Here is a 19665-nt window from a genome sequence, read left to right on the forward strand (position 1 = left end):
TTGGGTTAATGTTTAACTAAATATCCGCAAATTATGGTAGATGTTGACCACCTGTTACGCCCGTAATTTCAGCAGTAACATAGCTAGATTCTTGAGATGCAAGGTATACATAGACTGGTGCTAGCTCGGCAGGTTGGCCTGGTCTCTTTAAAGGCACGTTTTCACCAAACTTAGGGAGCTTCTCTTCAGGCTGGCCGCCACTTTGTTGAATGGGTGTCCAAATAGGGCCGGGCGCTACGCCATTCACTCGTATCCCTTTTTCAATTAACATCTTCGCTAGGCTTTTTGTGAAGCTGGTTATAGCACCTTTTGTAGAAGCATAGTCGAGTAAACCAGCAGAAGGTTGATAGCATTGAATAGATGTAGTGTTGATAATGCTCGAACCTGCGGGCATATGTTTCACTGCGGCTTTTGTTATCCAAAACATAGCAAATACATTGGTTTGATAAGTTTTACAAAACTGTTCTGTGGTTAAATCTTCTAGCTCAGCCACAAATTGCTGTTTACCCGCGTTGTTCACCAAGATATCTATAGAGCCAAGTTTTGTTGCGGTTTGACTAACCAACTCCTCACAGAAGCTCTCATCAGAAATATCGCCGGGAATACCATGTGCCGAGATACCACAGTCTGACAAATACGTTAGCGTGTCTTGCGCATCTTTTTCCTCACTAGGAAGGTAATTAATCACTACATCGGCACCTTCTCTTGCAAATGCGATGGCCACCGCACGGCCAATGCCAGAGTCTCCGCCCGTAACTAGGGCTTTGCGCCCTTTCAATCTACCTGAACCTTCATAGGTCTTCTCACCATGGTCCGATTTAGGCGACAGAATTTCATCTAACCCAGGGTCTGGCTGATCATCATTCTTGTGAGTATCTGAAACATCATACTGATAACGGGGATCCTGCATAGTAAATTGATTAATCTTTGACATGCTTTTCTCCTATACGGTTTGCAAATGCTATTGATGAATTATTAACGGAACCGTTTTTGCGCATAAATATAAAAAGGTTCGAATTAATATTTACGTTCGTGTTTTTAAATTTTTAGCACTTATGACGTATATAGAGAAAAGCAAAGTACATGCCATGCATATTTTAAAATAATCTATTTAATGTGAAGTGAAATATTATTTTTATAGCAAGAAAAAAAGCCCCTATAGCAAATGCTAAAGGAGCCTTGTTCTCTATTTGAAAGCTATTATTTAATAGCCTTTTTTACTCTCTAATCTATTGGAGTCTAAGCTGCTTGGAAAATAAGCTCGTTAAAGAGTGAGAGTAAAAAAACATGTATCTATAGTCTTCCAGTTAGGAAAAGAAGCAGCACCACAAGTAGAAGTAAACCGCCAATTCCACCAATAGCTACGTTTTGAACTAACGCTGCTACTATCAACACTACAATGACTAAACTTAGTAAACCCATTCTCATAATATCTTCCTCAATTATTTTCACTTAATGTGTACGCAACGGTGATATCGCTTTTTGTTACGCTACCGCATAAACTTTACGTACAGCGCCAGCACCAAGGTGACCGCCGATTAAGCCGGCTATTAGGCCAAGTGCAGAGGCGATAAAGGCTGTCCATAGAACCGCTTGGGTATAAGTACCTACCGTTTCCGATACTTTGTTTAATTCAGCTTTTGCTTCTGATACTAGTTGCTTAGCTTCTTTTTCTGCGCCACTAACAATGGCTTCAATTTCTTGTTCAGATAAGCTGGTATTGACGGCTAATACATCTTTCGCCATCTCAGGTTTACCAGTAATTAAATACTGACCCGCTTCAACCAATGTATCTGAATCTAAATCTTTCAATGCTTGGCTAACTTCTTGTGAAGACACTTCACTACCTGCCATGCCACCTACCGATTGGCTCACCGAACTTTCAATATCAGCCATTTTCTGGCCTAACCAATTTTTAGCTTCGTTAGATTCACTTGAGTTACTCCACGATTCAGCCTTTTCTTGAGCACCGGTGATAATCGAGTCGATTTCGTCATCTGATAAGCTAGTTCGCTGCGTTAATTCATTACGGGCTTTTTCTGTGTCGCCTGAAATAAGTGCACTGGTAATTGCACCTGTATCTTCAGCATTTAAAGACTCAATAGCTGAACTTACTTCTTGCTGATTTGGGCTTTGTGAGCCCGTGCCTGTTTCGCTGATAACCTGTGATGCTTGGCGTTTCATCACTGCGGCAATACTGGTTTTTACTGATTCGGGCAACATACTTTCATTACCAGACCCTGATTTTAAAATTGTAGTGCTGGCTTTATTAGCACTACCTAATGCACTACCAATTGAGTTCATCGTACTGCCGATACCGGAAACACCTAACATAACAATAAGTACTGTGCCTACAGACCACACAGTTAGGCCGTGTAGGGCACCTATTCTATCATCAGCAGTTCCTGCCATTTTTGCAGCAAGTACACCACCTGCAAACGTAGAGAAAATAGTGGTTATTAATATCCAAATAATCGACCCTATGCCTAATCCGTTACCCATTGCAGATAGGTCTGTAGCATCTGCGATACCCACGCCAATAGCAGAGCCCAAAAGGAGCATAAGCCAACCCAACGCAATCATTAACATAATACCAGCAATGATAGCGCCCCAACTGATGCGATGCCCTATTGGAAGGCTAAAATTAGCGGCCGTTGAGCTTGGTGTTCCAACGATTTCTCTTTCCATAATGAATTCCTCTAATAAATGAAGGACGGCGTATTTAAACCTTGCCATCGTAGTGCTAATACTGAACGCACTATTAAAATGGCAATAACTAAGCCAGAGAGCAGAAGTCGTTAGAAGTTTATTAGAGGTGCCTTAATGGCTGCGGTGTGCGTCGATTCTTCAATATCAATTAAACTTAAGTAAATGAAGAAAATGTAATAATTAATGCAATACTTACCAAGCATTAAGTAACATTTACATTTAGTATTATATCTTGGAAATTATATTTAATAGAGATGGTGTAGCAAGAAATAAATGTTAATAAATGGACTGTTAAATATATCTAAATACTTGTAGTTGATTACATGTAAATGCATGTCAGTACATTTAAAATCGTGGTTCTATTTTCATGGCGGCTATTTTTAAAGAAAAGGGGGGTGGAGTTTTTTACTTATTTTTGATGTTGTTATTTATTTAAAAGTGTCGAATTATTAATGTCGAATAAAAACCCTGGAGCTCCAGTAATTTGACTTCGCATAAATAGCGTTAAGTGGATTATAATTTGCTGCTATTGAAGACATTGCTTAGTAATGCTCGAGCACAATGGTACGTGCCATATCACCGCTGTTGCGATAGAGGAGTGAATAGAATAGGTGCTAGCAATATTAAGTGAAATCAACAATAGTTAATCTTTAAGAAGCAGGAGGGGAAATTACCTTAGCTGGCTATCTTTGCTTCCTCGTCGATTAAAGGCCGATTCAACCTTAGTCGCCTTTTCCAATTTAGCTTGACAGTTTATACACAGCTGCACACCGAGCACAGCTACTCGTCTTCGTTCTGGTATACGAGCGTCACATTCTTCACAGAACTCTGCACTTTCACCCTGATACATGCTGTTTTTAGCACGCGCCACGGCATCTTCAACGCTTGCATCTATCTGATCTTGTACTGCCCCGTCTTTTGCCCAGCCACCGGCCATGTTTCCTCCCAATTGTTGCTTGTGGGTCTTGCTAATAAATAATATCCAATCCATCGGTATCAAAACCAATCAGCATCGATACTCATCACTAGCGCTAACGATAGAATGAAGCAAAAACAGTGCCGAGCCTTTCCTCAAGAATTTTTGGTAATAGTTACAGAAGGTTAAGGTAGGTGAAGAAAGGTAAAGTAATGTAGGGAGCCCGGAGTGCCCGTAGTCTTTACTGAATGCAGTGAAATATTTGCTTCGTTCTATGATGGAATGGTCTAAGACAGAGTGGTCGAAAACAAAACAGCCTTGTTTGAAGAAAACACTAAAAGGAGCAAGAGCTCCTTTTAGTATTCTTACTGTTTTGGCTTAAGCTTACTTATCAGTGCCCGCCGTTAATGGCTGGTCAAGTTTATAGTCGAGCTGCACTAACAAACCTGTTTGCCTGCGGGCTACACCACCTTTAATTGCTGGTTTGTATTTCCATTGCTCAAGCGCAGCTTTTGCACTTTCATCAAATATACCTTCGGGAGTGGCATTAACTACAGTGACATTGTCGGTGTTACCGTTTTTAGTAATATCAAACTGCAGTACGACGAAACCTTCAATATTTCCTTTTTCGGCCGATTTGGGGTATTCAGGCGATACAAATTCTACCGGGGCTGCTTCGTCAACTTTCGACTGTTTGTGTTCAGTATTTTGAAGTGGCACATTGGCTAACGCCATGTTGGCCGTTACTAAGGCAAAAATAGCAGCTGTGCCAGCGGCAAGTAATTTATTACCTTTATGCGGGGTTTTAATCGCGTTTAATCTTTTAATCATTGTATTTTTCTCTCCAAAGGTTGGGTACAGGTTTACTGCTTGTGAATTATGCTCGGCACAACATACAAGTGCTTTTGCATAAATGAGTTTCTCGGTTGGTGATTTGTTGGCGAGCACTGCGTTATCGCATGCTAATTCTTGACTGCTACGAAACGATTTCAACGCAATCCAGAGCACGGGGTTAAACCAAAAAAGCACCGCAAACGCTAACGCAATAGCATTCCATAGGTTATCTTTGTGTTGGTTATGGACACTTTCATGTTCAAGTATTAATGATTGTTGGGAGTTTGAAAAAGCGGTCTTAAAGTAACTTGGCAGCAGTACGGCTGGTTTCAAGAAGCCAAAGAGCATAGGCGTAGAAGCTTTATCAGAATAATAAGCGCGAAGGGAAGGTGATGTATTTGAAGTTACCGGAACCGTTGCGCTAGGCGCTCGCACAAGGTGCTTTTTATCAATAGATCTTAATATACTTATATGGTTTGCCGCTATGTAAGCCGCTACTGCGCTAGCACCCGTTGCCCATAACCAAAACAGCACATTAAACTGCCCACCGGATACATTAGGGTTAATACCTACTAAATAGCGGCTAATGCTATTAGCGGGAATAGAAACCAAATCAATTGGTAGGTTGTTCATCACAAGTGCAGCCGGAAGTAGTAACCATGCTTTGTAAACAAACGTAGTGCCTAGTTGGGGAGTGAGGAATCGCTCACAAAGAATCAATAGCGCCAGAACAACGGTTAACATAGTTTGCTGAGAAATCATCCACTCAATCATTGTTTTTCTCCCATTGCTTGATCACCGCTTTAAGCTCATCGATATCTTCTTTAGATAACTCGTTTTGGTTGGCAAAGCCTGCAATCATTGGCGCAACTTTACCTTTGAAGAGTCGGCTTAAAAAGCTACTGGTTTCTTCTTGAACATATTCTTCGCGGGCAATTAAGGGGTAGTAAAGGTATTGGCGCTGCTGCTTGTGAAAACTGATAGCCCCCTTTTTTACTAAGCGTCCAAGCAAGGTTTTCACCGTTTTTTCATGCCACGGTTTATGTTGATTAAGGCGCTCAATGACCTCGTTAGACGAAATCGGGTTGCTGTCCCAAATCACGTCTAATACTTCAAACTCGGTATTGCTAATATCTGGCTGCGCTTTAGGTGTGTTCATAATTATTTCGCTTTAACCAATGTGGTAGTGACTTTTCTATAAATGGATTACATGTGTAGTCTTAATTAAAGATTACATGTGTAATTCTAAAGCGCAAGTTTTTATCGCGTTTTTTTTAATCAGTGCTGGAGGGAAGGAGGCTGGCCTGTCACGGGAGTGGCCTATCAGTGGAGCAGGAAAGTGTGAGTGGTAGGGCGAGAGGGGATAACTAGTAACTATTCATGCCCATCTATTTCATTTTGTAGGGTGTCTAGCTCATCCAGTACTCTCATAAACTTTCTGCCAAACTCAGTGACCTCGTACTCAACTCGGGGCGGAACTTCGTTGTAAGAAACGCGGGCTAAAATATTAAACTCGATATTTTTGCGTAAACATTGGTTGAGTACTTTTGTGGTAAGGCCATCTACGCACCGCACCATTTCGCCGGGGCGATTAATACCATTATTCAGAAGTTGGTAAATGGTAAGCGACCATTTACAGCCATAAATAGTTTCTACCATTTGAGCCGCTTTGCTTGGTGCTAATTTTTTTGAAAAATTCTTCTCTAATGTTTTCATTAAGATGTACCAAAAAGTACCTACCTTACCGATAAGTACTTACTTTTTAAGCCTATTAATTACCGTTAAATTCGCCACACAGTTTAACATAACCAAGGTAATTAATTATGCATACTTCAAACATAGCACTAATAGTAGGTGGCTCTAGTGGAATGGGATTGGCCACCGCCAAGCAACTTATTGCTAAAGGTATTAGTGTTGTTATTTTAGGTAATAAAGGTAGCAAATTGGCTACTGCTAAATCTGATTTAGAAGCGATATCGAAAGGTGGCGCTACGGTAGAAATTATTCAAGCAAATTTATATCTTAAGCAAGACATAGACAGAGTTATTCATAGTATAAACACTGAAAATCGACATATTCAGCACCTAGTGAACGCTGCTGGCTACTTTAACCCTAAGCCCTTTTTATCTCACGAGGGCAGTGATTACGATACTTATGCAAGCTTAAATCGCGCTACTTTTTTTATTAGTCAGGCAGTGGCGAATAATATGATTAAGCATGGCGGCGGCGCTATTGTGCATATTGGTTCTATGTGGGCGAAACAGGCAATAAAAGCAACACCGTCTTCTGCCTATTCAATGGCAAAAGCAGGCTTGCATGCATTAACGCAACATATGGCTATGGAACTAGCAGAGCATAATATACGGGTAAATGCAGTATCGCCTGCGGTAGTTAAAACGCCTATTTATGAGTCGTTTATTGACCCATCTGAACTTGATGATGCGCTAGCCGGCTTCAACGGTTTTCATCCAATAGGTCGCATTGGAACACCTGATGATATCGCTAATAGTATTGTCTTCCTGTTACAAGAACAAACGAGTTGGGTAACCGGTGCGATTTGGGATGTTGATGGCGGTGTTATCGCTGGGCGAAATTAAGCGGATTATTTCATTGCAAATTGGTAGCTAGCAAGATCGCTTATTCGAAGGCGTTTAATTGGCTGTTTTACTGTCATTAAACGCCGCGAATTTTCTTGAAAATACTAGCGGACAATAACGATAAAAGCCCTGTAACTATACCCGCAAGTAAGCCAACCCAAATAGCGTGCAGGGGAATAAAAAGAAGTGCCAATGCGGCTGTCGATGATAGGCGCTCACCATTATAGGAAGGGTAATTTAAGCCCCAATATCCCCAAAAATGAAAAAGCGCTATTGCTATTAGTGCTCCCCAAAATGCCATTTTTTCATGAACAGAATAATAGTCACCAAGGAAAGCAGCTAGGCTAGTAAGTAGCAAGTAAGGAATGAGCCGAAAGGGAGCCGATTCAAAGTAAGCAAAAGGAGAGGAATATCGAAAGATATGCTCGAAGCTGGCTTCGAAACCATAACCGCCAATGGTAATGGCGAGTAACCAATCTACTGTTATCTCATTGATTACAATAAAGCAGAAAATCAATACACCCCAAAACCATTTGTTCATATCTCGCTCCTTTTTGATTCAGTGCAATCATTGCTTAGTATCTGAAACCTTAATTAACTTCCCGCAAAAGTGCCTTAGGCTTTACGTTTTTTTGCTGGAAATTTACACAAAATAACAAAGCAGCAGTTCTGAGTATCGAAGTTATTTTGCCCCATCAAGTAAGGTAATTAGAGGTGCGGTATGCACAAGGCGTAGCCAACAGAAATACACACCATTAAATCATGTGGTTTAACAATTGCTTCAATTGGCTGCGATAGACTCCTTATGATTCAAATTTAGTGAAATACGATGTTTTTCTTTTCAATGTAGGCCTAGTAGTGAGCGTGATTTCATGAGTGTAGTGCCGGAGTATTTAAACCGTAGGCGGGCGTTAAAAACCCTAATTGGTGGGGTGTTAGGAACCTTTGCGGCGTCAAAATTGGTTCATTCTAATAGTAAAGTTGCATCATCGACCACCGCTAAGTTACCCCCAAGACCTAATAATATATCGCCCGAGTTGCTGGCAAAAGATGAATCATTTTGGGCACAAGTTGCACTGAATTATGACAAAGCGCAGCGGATAGTTAATTTAGAACATGGTTACTGGGGAAAGATGTCTAAGCAGGTGCAGGAAGTATTTGTTGATAAAACGAAAATGGTGAATACACAACTTTCCGTTTATGCACGTAAGCATTTCTCTGAGGACCTAAAGCTAAGCGCTGGCAAAATCGCACAAGCGCTAGGTGCTAATTATGATGAAGTCGTTATCACTCGTAACGCGACGGAATCGATTCATAACTTAATGCGTCAGTACAACGACTTTAATGCTAACGACACCGTATTATTTGCCGACATCGATTATCCTAGCTTTAAAGACACCATGCGGTGGTTGGCTAAAACGCAGAGCGTCGAACCTGTGGAAGTCACGTTGCCCGCGCAAACCAATCAAGCAGAGATCCTCAAGGTATACACGAAAGCCTTTGATGAAAACCCTAATTTGAAGCTAATGCTGCTTACTCATGTGAGTAATCAGCACGGCCTCATATTGCCTGTTGCTGATATCGCTAAAGCCGCAAAAGCCCGTGGTATAGATGTTATTTGTGATTGTGCCCAATCGTGGGGGTTGCTCGACTTTAACATTACCGACTTAAATGTGGACTGGGCAGGCTTCAACTTGCACAAATGGATAGGCAGCCCAGTGGGGGTGGGAGCGCTTTATATGAAGAAGGGCACGTTAGGCAAAATATCTCCATACCCCGGTGAGACCGACCCTACCAATACGTTGGCTCACAAACGGGTTCATACTGCCACATCAAATTTTGCGTCTGTTTTAACGATTCCTGCCGCTATCGACTTTCATCAGTCTATTGGGGCTGCCAATAAAGAAGCGAGGTTGCGTTACTTGCGCAATTTGTGGGTAGAAGAAGCAAGAAAACTGCCTAATATTGAAGTGTTGGGCGGCGAAGATGACGCATCAAGCACAGGAATGGGAGCATTTAGAATGAGAGAGAAAGTGTCGTTAAACGACGCAAAGGTGCTGAAGAAAAGACTGGAAAATGAATTCAACGTATTTACGGTATTGAGAGTAGGGCTAGCCAGTGGTTGTTGTATACGAGTTACACCGCAGATATTCATTTCAGCTGAAGAAATAAATCACTTAATTCTCGCTTTAAAAAGCCTGTAGAAAGGAAAAATGATGAAAAAATTTATAGTATCGACAGCAGCTTTATTAATATTAATGCCTTTAGTTGCAAGCGCGAATTCGCCAGAGGAAAACCTCAAAGCGGCGGGGTTTACTTTGCCAGCGCCAGTGAAGCCGATAGCCAATTACGTAACATGGCGACGTGCGGGAAACATATTGTACTTATCGGGTCACGGGGCCTGTGAAGGCAAGAGTGTACTTGGCAAATTGGGGCAAGACGTATCGGTAGAGCAGGGTTACGATGCTGCTCAATTGGTGGGGCTATGCGCGTTGGCAACGATTAAAGAAGCCACTGGCGATTTGAGCACGGTAAAACAAGTGCTACAGATAACGGGGATGGTAAATGCCACTGATGATTTCACTGGGCATTCACTCGTGATAAATGGCTTTTCCGATATTTTTGTCACTGCGTTTGGTGATGATGGTAAAGCAGCAAGAGCCGCCGTTGGCATGAGTAGCTTGCCGGGCAATATGGCGGTTGAAGTGAGCGCAGTTCTTGAATTGAATGGGAGTTAAACGAGGAGCTTGAGGGAGAGCTCTACAGTGGCTAAATCTAAGTTCGCATGTACGCGGCACTAATATTTGAGAGTTTTTTAAAGATGGTGATCAGTGTTGTGTGCATACACATCCATGCTACGCCATTTCTCACCTAGACAGAGAATACACATCCATGCTACGCCATTTCTCACCTAGACAGAGAATACATGGCCGGCTTGCCCGGCTTCACGTATTAACCCCTCAACAATATAACGACCCAGAGCTCAGCTTTTTATGTGGAACATCGCCGAGCCTAATATGCCAAAATCTTGGCAAGGCTAACCCCGATCTCTCAATTCGCTTTTTAGTAAGAAAGGTCTATTTTTGAATGAGATAATTGCGAAGACTTGCGCTTGATTTTTATGAAGTATGTGGCGAACTTGATGCCTAAGAGTAAGAATTATCTGAGTTTTTACTATGTTTATACATTGTTAATTAAATCTTAGTCTAAAACGATTAAGTTAATGGTGGGTAAAAACTAAAATTAAAATGAACTTTTTTATCTTGTTAGTTTTTTGTATAAGGTTCTGATTTTTATGTATTTGTAATTTTAGTTTGCTAATAGGGTGAAATGGATTTGGTCATTTTTTTAAACAAATATTTTACATAATGCAATTTTTCTAGTAATCTTTTGCTTAATCGATTAAGTCAATGTTTGTTAATTTATGGTTTTAGTTCTCTTTCGCTTCTTTCTATAAAGCTGAGCGCAAGAGAATTTCGCTTAGCTTTGGAGAATACCCATGCATACAACATTTAATAAAAGCGCATTGGGCATTGCAGTGTTATTAGGCCTGAATGGCGCTGCTTTAGCTCAGGACTCTTTAGTTCAAAAGAATTTATCTCAAGAGAATTCATCTCAAGAGAAGAAAGCAAAAGAAACGTATGAACAGATCGTGGTAACAGCCAGCCCCGCGGGTGTTTCCGCACAAGAGGCAAGTGTCTCTGTTAGTTCGTTTGATGAAGAAGAAGTCATGAAGCTTGCACCTCGCTCAACGGCTGAGGTGTTCCGTGCGCTGCCAGGTATTCGTGCCGAATCATCAGGCGGTGGCGGTAACGCAAACATCACTATTCGTGGTATTCCTTTGGCTACCGGCGGCTCTAAATTCATGCAAATTCATGAAGATGGCCTTCCCGTTTTAGAGTACGGCGATATTAACTTCGGTAACGCAGATAACTTCTTACGTTATGACTGGTCTGTAGAACGGGTGGAATCGGTACGTGGTGGTTCAGCATCTACATTTGCCAGTAACTCACCGGGTGGGGTCATCAACATGATCAGCGCAACGGGTGAACAAGGTGGTGGTGCAATCGGCACATCCTTTGGTCTTGACTACGAAGAGTTTCGTTTAGACTTCGCTTACGGCGGTGAAGTAAACGACGACCTCTATTTCCACATTGGTGGTTTTGCGCGCGGTGGTGAAGGTGTTCGTGACACCGGCTATAACGGCGACCAAGGTGGCCAAGTAAAAATCAACTTCACTCAACTACTCGAAAACGGTCATTTACGCTTTTACTTCAAGCATTTAGACGACAGAGTAACGACCTATTTACCAGCTCCGGTATTGGTAAAAGGTAACGGCAGCTATGGCGCAGTAGATAACTTCGATGCAAGCAGCCAAACACTGCATTCTGCTTACACTACCAATGTTTCGACTTTCGATTCTTTCGGTAACCCAGTTAATCGTGATCTAACGGACGGTATTGAATCTGAGGTGACCTCTTTCGGCTTTGAAGCTGATTTGGAAGTGGCAGAAGATCTTTACCTGCTTAACAAATTCAGAACGTCTGATGTAGGCGGTGGATTCGTATCTCCATTCACTGATACTTTCGGAGCTTATGGACCGCAGTCTGCTAGCAGTATGGCTACCGCAATTTGTGCTTCAGCCTTAGACGGTGATGGTAATGCGTTCAACTGTGATTCAACCAGCGTAACGCTTGCGAATGGTCCAAATGCCGGTGAAGAGTACAACGGCTTAGCTTTCCTTAATTTATTGTTCGATACGACTTACAATGATTTAGGTAATATGATCAACGACTTGAGTCTTCGTAAAGAGTACGCCAATGGGGTAACGCTAACCGCAGGTTATTACTACTCTAAGCAAGATATCGCTATTAGCTGGAACAGCTGGAATACGTTTATCCAAACGGTTGACGGTACTAACTCTCAGTATCTTCATATTGAAGATGCCGACGGTACTGCACTTGTTGACCAGGGGCTTTGGGCTCCAAGCTTCCTTTCATGGGAATGGGATTTAAACTACACCACTACGGCGCCGTACATTAACGTAGGCTTCGAAGTAGGTGATAACTGGTTGTTTGACGTGAGTGCACGTCGTGACACAGTGCAAGCGAATGGCGAACTTATTAACTCGTGTTGCGGCGGTAATACCGATGTAGACATTAATGGTGATGGGGTTATTTCAGGTAATACTGAAGATGCATCTGCATCAAATGGCTTTGGCTTCGGTGGTGGTGTAATTCGTTTGAACCGAGCTAACGCAACAAGTCAAATTGTTGATTACGAAGCAAGTAACACATCATTCTCACTTGGTGGTTCATACCTGTACAGCGATTCTGTGACTTTCTTTGGTCGCTATAGTGAAGGTGGCCGGGCTCTCGCCGATAGACTACTTCAAATTGCTGGTACCCTTAATGCCGATGGCAGCTTAACAAGCACAACGAGTGGTTTCGACGAAACAGAGCAGTTAGAGTTTGGTGTCAAGTACGGTACGCGAGACTTCAAATTTAACGCGACGTTGTTCAATACGGTAACCCAAGATACTCAAGCTGAAGTGACAAGCGGTTTAACCTTTATTCGTGAATACGAAGCAACAGGTTTAGAACTTGAAAGTAAGTACGATTTTGGTAACGGTTTCACAATGTCAGGAAATGCAACGTGGACAGATGCAGAAATTAGTGAAGACAAGTTCAATCCTGCATTAGTAGGTAAGACTCCTCGTCGTCAAGCTGATTTCATCTACACGGTTATTCCACAGTATGACTTTGAAAACTTCAGTATTGGTGCGTCGTTACAAGGCTCAACAGAGTACTATGTTCAAGACTCAAACGAGCTTAAGCAAGACGCTTACGTAGTAGCTAACTTATTTGCCACTTGGTATGTATCTGACCAATTCTCAGTATCGTTGAATGTAAACAACGCCACCGATGAGTTTGTTATTACTGAGTCTGAAGAAAGTGCTGCATCAGCTGGCGACATCATTCGTGCTCGCCCGATTAGCGGAAGAACGTCTTCAATTCAATTGAAGTACGCCTTCTATTAATGGTCGTTAAAACTATTCGCTGCGGCGCTTTTTAATAAGCGCCGTAAGTGATAGTTCTGGTATTTCGCTGCAAGCGCTACATAAGATAATTCGCCGCAGCAATGCATTTTATCTTTCTTTAGTTTCAAAGGTAAATCTTCATGTCTACTAACCAAACGAGCGAGCATAACTACGGGTTAATTCGCTGGTTAACCTATTTGATGTTTATGATGTTTGCGATGACATCCGACTCGGTAGGCGAAATCATAAAAGAAGTAAAAATTGAGTTTGCAGTGACCAATACGCAAGCGAGTCTAATGCACTCTTTGTTCATGATTGGTATTGCATTTTCTGGGCTATTTCTTGGCTTTTTGGCCGACAAATTTGGTCGCAAAAAAACGCTTATCTTGGGCTTAGCTTTATTCGCGATATCTTGTTATCTGTTTATGGTAGGCAGTACCTTTGCGTTTATTCTAAGTTTGGTAACTTTGTCAGGCTTGGCTGTTGGGGTGTTTAAAACCGCTGCACTTGCCTTAATCGGCGATATTTCACGCTCAACTAAAGAACATACTGGCACCATGAACGGTGCTGAAGCATTCTTTGGTGTGGGCGCAATAATAGGTCCAATTCTGGTCGCCTGGCTGATTACCCAGGGTGTTCATTGGACTTGGCTATACGTGATTGCAGGTGGTTTATGCACCGTGCTCATTTGCATGGCACTGATGGTTGAATATCCAGAAAGCAAGGCGATAAAAGAAAAGCCTACTAGTCTTGTCGATAGCTTAAAGTTACTAAAAGACCCTTACGCACTAGGTTTCTCAATCGGCGCGTTTCTTTATGTTGCGGCCGAAAGTGCAATTTATGTGTGGATGCCAAGCTACTTAATTTGTGACGCTAATTCGGCATCAGATATTTACAGCTGCTACGCCAATGAATCTACCCAAACACTTGCCATTTACGCCGTTTCCGTATTTTTCGCGTTGCGCGCGGTAGGTCGGTTTGTTGGTATTTGGATGATGCAGCACTTCGAGTGGACCAAAGTGCTTCTGTTATTTAGTTTCATGATAATGATGTGTTTTGTGGTTGGCTTAATAGCAGGCCAAACGCTAGCCGTTTTCCTTTTTCCATTAAGCGGCATATTTATGTCAGTCATTTATCCTACTTTTAATTCCAAAGGCATTAGCTGCTTCGAGAAGCGACAGCACGGTTCAGTGGCGGGGGTTATTTTATTCTTTACTGCGGCGGGTGCTGCGGCTGGGCCTTTTATTATGGGTGTGGTAAGTGATGCCAATGGCGGCGATGCCAAGTATGGATTTGTCGTAGCCACGGGCTTTTCTATTTTGTTATTCCTAGGCTTACTTTACAACGCTATTGCTCAGCCAACGCGAGAGCGTCTCGCCATGATTGAGAAAAGAGAATATGGAGTGCCTCAACACACCTAGCCAGAGCATTATCAAGTTCCACTATTTACATTAAATCAATGCAGTGCTTCTTGTTGCTATAGGAAACACTGCAAATCTTCGGTGCATTTTTGCTTTTTAATAAGGCGCACCCCCGTTAATTGGAGAGTTTTCATGCCTTTACGCAATGGCGTTCAACTTATTACCTATGCAGACCGTTTAGGTAAGGGAAATATGACAGGCCTCAACACGCTGCTAAGCACCACGTTGAAAGGGCTATTTACAGGCGTTCATATTTTACCTTTCTATTACCCCTTCGATGGTGAAGATGCAGGTTTTGATCCTATCGATCACACGACCGTTGATTCGCGCTTGGGCAGCTGGGCCGATGTGAAGCAGATTGGCGAGTCGATGAATATTATGGCAGACCTAATAGTGAATCACATGTCTGCGCAAAGTGAGCCATTTTTAGATGTAATTAAACACGGCCGTGAATCACAATACTGGCCGCTATTTTTAACAAAACAATCTGTATTTAGCGAAGATGATGCGGCTAATATTGCCAATATTGGAAAGGTATTTAGGCCTCGCCCTACGCCATTTTTCTCTGAGTATGAGCTAGATAACAAAGAGGTTGTGCCTTTTTGGACAACGTTCACCGCCAATCAAATCGATATTGATGTTGAGTCTGATTTGGGTAAAGCATACCTAGAATCAATCCTAGAAGCTTTTACACAAAGTAATGTCGATTTAATTCGTTTAGATGCAGCAGGTTATGCCATTAAACGCGCTGGCACTAACTGTTTTATGTTAGAAGAAACCTTTGAGTTTATTGAGGCATTAAGCAAGCGTGCACACGCGATGGGCATTCAAAGCTTGGTTGAAATTCACAGTCATTATGAAACTCAAATTGCTATTGCGTCTCGTTGTGACAGCGTTTATGACTTTGCGCTTCCACCATTGGTGTTGCACACCCTATTTAGCAAAGACGCATCTGCCTTGGCGCATTGGTTGTCTATTTCCCCTCGCAATTGCTTCACCGTACTAGATACCCATGATGGAATTGGTATTGTTGATGTAGGAGCCAGCGGTGATAAGCCAGGGCTTTTAACTAACTCGCAAATCGATAATTTGGTAGAAACCATTCATGTTAACTCGAATGGCGAGTCGAGAAAGGCCACTGGGGATGCGGCAAGTAATGTCGACCTGTATCAAATTAACTGCACTTATTATGATGCGCTAGGAAAAGACGATTATAAATACTTGCTTGCGCGTGCGATACAGTTTTTCAGTCCAGGGGTACCACAAGTGTATTATGCTGGGATGCTAGGGGCGACTAACGACATGGAGCTACTTGCGAAAACCAATGTGGGGCGTGATATCAATAGACCTTATTTAAGTGAAAGCGATATTGATGAAGCTCTCGCTAAGCCAGAGGTAAAAGGCCTAATTGAATTGATTCATATTCGTAACAATACGAATGCGTTTAACGGTGATTTCTCTGTTACTGAAGATGCAGGTACTTTGTTATTAGTCTGGACTTTAGGTGAAGACCGCGCCGAATTACGGATAGAAATGAACACGCTTGATGCAACTATCACATTGCTAGAAGGTGGACTTAAATCCACCCTATCTTTAGCGAAACTTACGGCATAGCCCTTGTTCTAGCCCGAACAAAAACAAAAAAACGGTAGTGACTTCTTTTATTTAATCGAAGTCACTACCGATTATTCATTATTAAATTCAGCTTGTTACCTTCATAAATAATTGCATAGCCCAATCCTTTTAACGCTACGTTTATCACTCTCTTCATATAACACACAAAACTGAAACTGAATTGGTTGTATTTTGTACAAATAATGTTAAGTTAATATTTAACCAGTTTAAATAATAACCATCGAAATGAAGTATGTTTCAAGGTTGCATGGACACAACCCAATGCACTTCACCACTTCAGAGCGACTAAAACGAATTCAACAACACTTAGGTGTGTCACCTGATGGTGTACTTGGTGGGGAAACCCTTTCAGCCCTTGAAAAGCGGTTACTTCCCATCGCAGAGCGCCTAACCCAAGTTACTTCAACAACAACGCCAGCCAGCTCAGATGAAATAAGCCTTACGCTTTCACAAAAGGGGATAAACCTCATAGTGCAACATGAGATCAGTTCAAAGCAATATTATGAGAAACGGCTTACCCGTCCAACATGGCCTAAAGGTGAGTCTGGGATAACAATCGGTATTGGCTACGATTTAGGTTACGCGAGTAAGAGTCAATTTCAATCAGACTGGCAGTCTCTCCTTAGTACCTTTGATATGGTGAAACTTACCCGAGTATGTGGCCTGAAGGGGCAAGCGGCTAAAATTCATGTCTCCTCTTTACGTTCTGTCACTGTGCCCTTCGATGCCGCGAAGCATGTATTTGTGCACTCATCACTGCCGAAATATGCACAAAAAACAAAATCTACTTTCCCTGGTGTCGAGTACTTGAATGCTGATGCTCAAGCTGCCTTGGTATCGTTAGTATATAACCGTGGTGGGAGCCTAAAAGGGGATTCACGACGAGAAATGGCTGCCATAAAGCCTTTGGTGGCAAGCAAAGATTATATTGGCATTGCGCAGCAAATTACGAAGATGAAGCGATTGTGGCAGGGCAGAGGGCTCGATGGTTTATTACACCGGCGAGACGATGAAGCTAACCTAGTCAGGCATTCAGATAGAAAGTATATCGCTGGCGACCTAGTAAGGGTTGCGTAATGAAAACGCTTCAGCACGATTTACATTTACGGTACGAAGCCTACACCCGAGCACATCAGCGTTTTGCTGAAAGGGGAGAGTTTCGGGTTGAAATCTACCAAGGCAGATTGGAAATCGACAATCAGCATGACTTTAAACATTTGGCGACTTATCCATTTTCACAGGAAACGGAAGAAAGCCCAGTGATACCAGCATCTTTACCCGTATCTATACCAGCAAATCAGGGTACCGCTTTGCCTTTGTTTAACGCGCTGTTCAATACAAACTTTGTTAAGGCAATAAAGCTACTTTTTTATTAATTTATAGAAGGAATTTTATGATGGGAAAGTTCAAAGACGCAATGCAAACCATGGCTGACGGGATTGGTGATTTGTCTAAGCTTGATGTGGTGACATTTCAAGGCTCAGTCACATTGAACGCGACGGATACCGCGCCGTTAAAATTTGATGCCGTGATGTCGTCTGCAATGGGAAACGCCACCGTGGCGGTTAAGGTACTCGCTAGTACTCAAACCAGTATTGATGGTGACATTGTTGCTTTCTACGATAAGGATATCACCGAAGAGCAGCGACTTGCTCATGCTGATTTGGTGCTCGCGGGTGCTGAATCTCGAGCCGCATCTATTGAGTTCGTGAGATCTATCGTAGGGGAAATTGCGGATTTGTAGTGATGGACGACAAGTTTGGCATAATCGACAAGTTAGGAAGAGGGCTTGATGCTTCGGTATCTAAGCATTATTTGCCCAACGCAACGTTAGCTTCCGATAACCCTAACAAGACAGATTCTTCTGCCTATATTCGCGCCATAAGAGCCCGTTTAATTGAGCTTGGTTACTTAGGAGAAGGGCATAAATTCGCAAATCGACATAACCCGCAGACTGACCGCATACTGATTAAAAAAATAAAGCAGTTTCAACATGATGCTGGTATTACCCAAGACGGTTGGGCCGGAAAGCTTACATGGCGGGTTTTGGAGTGCCTAGTAAGTTTTGAAAATCAGCAAAGCCCTGCACTATGGGGGACTGTTTGGCGAAAAGCTGCTAGCGAGAAATGGAGAAGCTTATGGCAGCAATCAACACAGGAAAATCAACACCACATTTGGTTATTAAAAGGTGAGGTACTACAAAACAAAACCGTGATGCGAGCGGTGTACTGCCGCTTGTACACGCTCGGCTTTTTCACCGATTGGGATAAACATCGTATTCACACCAAAACTATTATCAACCCTAGCGAAAATGCCGACTTTCAAAATGCGATTGACCAGTTTTGTGTGTTTGCCAAACAGCTAAAATTAGTGAAAAACGCGTGCTCCGGATTGGATATAAATTTACTCAATGCCATGTTTGAATACGATAATATCGTTGCTAGGTTAGGCGACAATACACACTTTGCACCAGCATTTACTGCGTATCCTAACACTATAGAAGCGATAGCCAGAGTAGAGCTTTGGTTGCTCGGTTATGATATCTCACCGGGGAAAGAACAGACGATTAGAAGGGCTACCAGAAGATTCAAAAAACGCACCTTTGCGAGTGTATCTAAAACTCAACTCGCGGTTAGGCAGTTTTATTCTGACTACCCTGTGGTGCGCCTAAGTGATAATGAAAATGATAAAATATATGATGAAAGAAGCGACAATAGACAGCCTCTAAATGCTGCTTTAATGGCGGCATTCTCCGCACTTTCCACCAGTATTGAAGTGACTGATAGCGACAATGAAAGCTTAAATGCTTCGGTAAGCCAATTATGGCAAAGTAAAAGTAAGCAAAATGCGTTAAGAACGCAATTTAACAAACTAGCCAATGGTATTTTCGACGGATTAAAGCGAATGGTAAGTTGGCTTTTTGGTGCAGTAAAGCGCGTGCTTGAAAAAACAAAGGAAGTGATTGCGAATATTGCACGTTACATTAGTAAAAAAGCACGCACATGTTACTTGAGTGTGGTGAAAGCGTTCGATATTGTTTATTCAGGCATGTCGTATTTAAAAGGTCATGCATTTCATTATGGGGCACCCTCTAAAACGTGCTTTGCTCATGATAATGACTTTGATCAGTTTTGCTGCATAGACTCAAAAGCGCTGCCCCACCAAATTAGTTTTGATAGAACCCAGTATGGTTTCCAAGCCAAACTCTATGCTGCAGGACTGACGATTGTTGGTCATCTGTTGCGTATAGCGCAGCGAATAGTAAGAACAGTCTCTTCACCCGTTGGATGGCTTTTAGCCCTGCTTTCATTGGCAAATGTTGCTAACGCTATTAAGGCAATAAACCAGCAAATAAGCCTTGTTGAGAAGTATGAACTTGACGTTACACATCGAAAGTCTTTATTTAAAACCCGTATCTCTTAATATCATATATTGTCTTTTACTCGCCTGTTTTTAACTTCCACTTTTTCTCCACATTGTTTCCCTTTCTAATTTAGTAAGGTAGTTGCCCAG

18 protein-coding genes are annotated in these 19665 nt (G+C 42.2%); 10 read left to right on the forward strand and 8 right to left on the reverse strand.

Going from position 1 to position 19665, the window contains the following annotated elements:
* Positions 1-31: 31 nt before the first annotated feature.
* From C7Y69_RS01690 to C7Y69_RS01715, 7 genes are all read right to left on the reverse strand, one after another.
* Positions 32-934 carry an SDR family oxidoreductase gene (locus C7Y69_RS01690; protein WP_126871585.1) on the reverse strand — a complete coding sequence of 301 codons (903 nt, stop codon included), beginning with the start codon at positions 932-934 and terminating at the stop codon, positions 32-34.
* A 359-nt stretch (positions 935-1293) separates the two neighbouring features.
* Positions 1294-1428: a hypothetical protein gene (locus tag C7Y69_RS21755; protein WP_013783089.1), complete on the reverse strand. Its 135-nt coding sequence runs from the start codon at positions 1426-1428 to the stop codon at positions 1294-1296.
* Between the two features lie 57 nt (positions 1429-1485).
* Entirely contained in the window at positions 1486-2688 is a 1203-nt protein-coding gene (locus tag C7Y69_RS01695; RefSeq protein ID WP_013783090.1) for a hypothetical protein, read from the reverse strand.
* A 691-nt stretch (positions 2689-3379) separates the two neighbouring features.
* Positions 3380-3646, reverse strand: coding sequence for a DksA/TraR family C4-type zinc finger protein (locus C7Y69_RS01700; RefSeq protein WP_013783091.1), 267 nt, complete (start codon positions 3644-3646; stop codon positions 3380-3382).
* Between the two features lie 363 nt (positions 3647-4009).
* A complete protein-coding gene (locus tag C7Y69_RS01705; protein WP_013783092.1) occupies positions 4010-5233 on the reverse strand; it encodes a TonB family protein in 1224 nt (407 codons plus the stop codon).
* On the reverse strand, positions 5226-5618 hold the full coding sequence (locus C7Y69_RS01710) for a BlaI/MecI/CopY family transcriptional regulator (protein ID WP_013783093.1): 393 nt from the start codon (positions 5616-5618) through the stop codon (positions 5226-5228). The genes C7Y69_RS01705 and C7Y69_RS01710 overlap by 8 nt, the downstream gene beginning before the upstream one ends.
* Positions 5619-5833: 215 nt before the next feature.
* On the reverse strand, positions 5834-6175 hold the full coding sequence (locus C7Y69_RS01715) for a winged helix-turn-helix transcriptional regulator (protein ID WP_013783094.1): 342 nt from the start codon (positions 6173-6175) through the stop codon (positions 5834-5836).
* Between the two features lie 107 nt (positions 6176-6282).
* Here C7Y69_RS01715 and C7Y69_RS01720 point away from each other — a divergent pair, with 107 nt between their 5' ends.
* Positions 6283-7056: an SDR family NAD(P)-dependent oxidoreductase gene (locus C7Y69_RS01720; protein WP_013783095.1), complete on the forward strand. Its 774-nt coding sequence runs from the start codon at positions 6283-6285 to the stop codon at positions 7054-7056.
* Positions 7057-7132: 76 nt separating this feature from the next.
* Here C7Y69_RS01720 and C7Y69_RS01725 read toward each other — a convergent pair whose 3' ends face one another.
* Positions 7133-7597 (reverse strand): hypothetical protein, encoded by a 465-nt coding sequence (locus tag C7Y69_RS01725; protein WP_013783096.1) that lies wholly within the window; start codon positions 7595-7597, stop codon positions 7133-7135.
* 331 nt (positions 7598-7928) lie between these two features.
* Between C7Y69_RS01725 and C7Y69_RS01730 the strand changes: the two genes are divergently transcribed.
* The 9 genes from C7Y69_RS01730 (at position 7929) to C7Y69_RS01770 (ending at position 19575) form a co-directional block, all read left to right on the forward strand.
* A complete protein-coding gene (locus C7Y69_RS01730) occupies positions 7929-9260 on the forward strand; it encodes an aminotransferase class V-fold PLP-dependent enzyme (RefSeq protein ID WP_013783097.1) in 1332 nt (443 codons plus the stop codon).
* A gap of 12 nt (positions 9261-9272) precedes the next feature.
* Positions 9273-9794, forward strand: a complete 522-nt coding sequence (locus tag C7Y69_RS01735) for a RidA family protein (RefSeq protein ID WP_013783098.1) — start codon at positions 9273-9275, stop codon at positions 9792-9794.
* A gap of 761 nt (positions 9795-10555) precedes the next feature.
* Positions 10556-13096 carry a TonB-dependent receptor gene (locus C7Y69_RS01740; protein ID WP_013783099.1) on the forward strand — a complete coding sequence of 847 codons (2541 nt, stop codon included), beginning with the start codon at positions 10556-10558 and terminating at the stop codon, positions 13094-13096.
* Positions 13097-13296: 200 nt separating this feature from the next.
* Positions 13297-14517, forward strand: coding sequence for a sugar MFS transporter (locus tag C7Y69_RS01745; protein ID WP_244361101.1), 1221 nt, complete (start codon positions 13297-13299; stop codon positions 14515-14517).
* Between the two features lie 132 nt (positions 14518-14649).
* Positions 14650-16131 (forward strand): sucrose phosphorylase, encoded by a 1482-nt coding sequence (gene gtfA, locus C7Y69_RS01750; protein WP_126871587.1) that lies wholly within the window; start codon positions 14650-14652, stop codon positions 16129-16131.
* Positions 16132-16413: 282 nt separating this feature from the next.
* On the forward strand, positions 16414-17229 hold the full coding sequence (locus C7Y69_RS01755; protein WP_185864119.1) for a glycoside hydrolase family protein: 816 nt from the start codon (positions 16414-16416) through the stop codon (positions 17227-17229).
* On the forward strand, positions 17229-17528 hold the full coding sequence (locus C7Y69_RS01760) for a hypothetical protein (protein ID WP_126871589.1): 300 nt from the start codon (positions 17229-17231) through the stop codon (positions 17526-17528). The genes C7Y69_RS01755 and C7Y69_RS01760 overlap by 1 nt, the downstream gene beginning before the upstream one ends.
* Positions 17529-17545: 17 nt before the next feature.
* A complete protein-coding gene (locus tag C7Y69_RS01765) occupies positions 17546-17896 on the forward strand; it encodes a hypothetical protein (protein ID WP_126871590.1) in 351 nt (116 codons plus the stop codon).
* A gap of 2 nt (positions 17897-17898) precedes the next feature.
* The gene (locus C7Y69_RS01770; protein WP_126871591.1) at positions 17899-19575 is read left to right on the forward strand and encodes a peptidoglycan-binding domain-containing protein; all 1677 of its coding nucleotides are present in this window, start codon (positions 17899-17901) and stop codon (positions 19573-19575) included.
* Positions 19576-19665: the final 90 nt, after the last annotated feature.

The organism is Alteromonas sp. KS69, from assembly GCF_003989595.1.
Lineage (GTDB): Bacteria > Pseudomonadota > Gammaproteobacteria > Enterobacterales > Alteromonadaceae > Alteromonas > Alteromonas naphthalenivorans.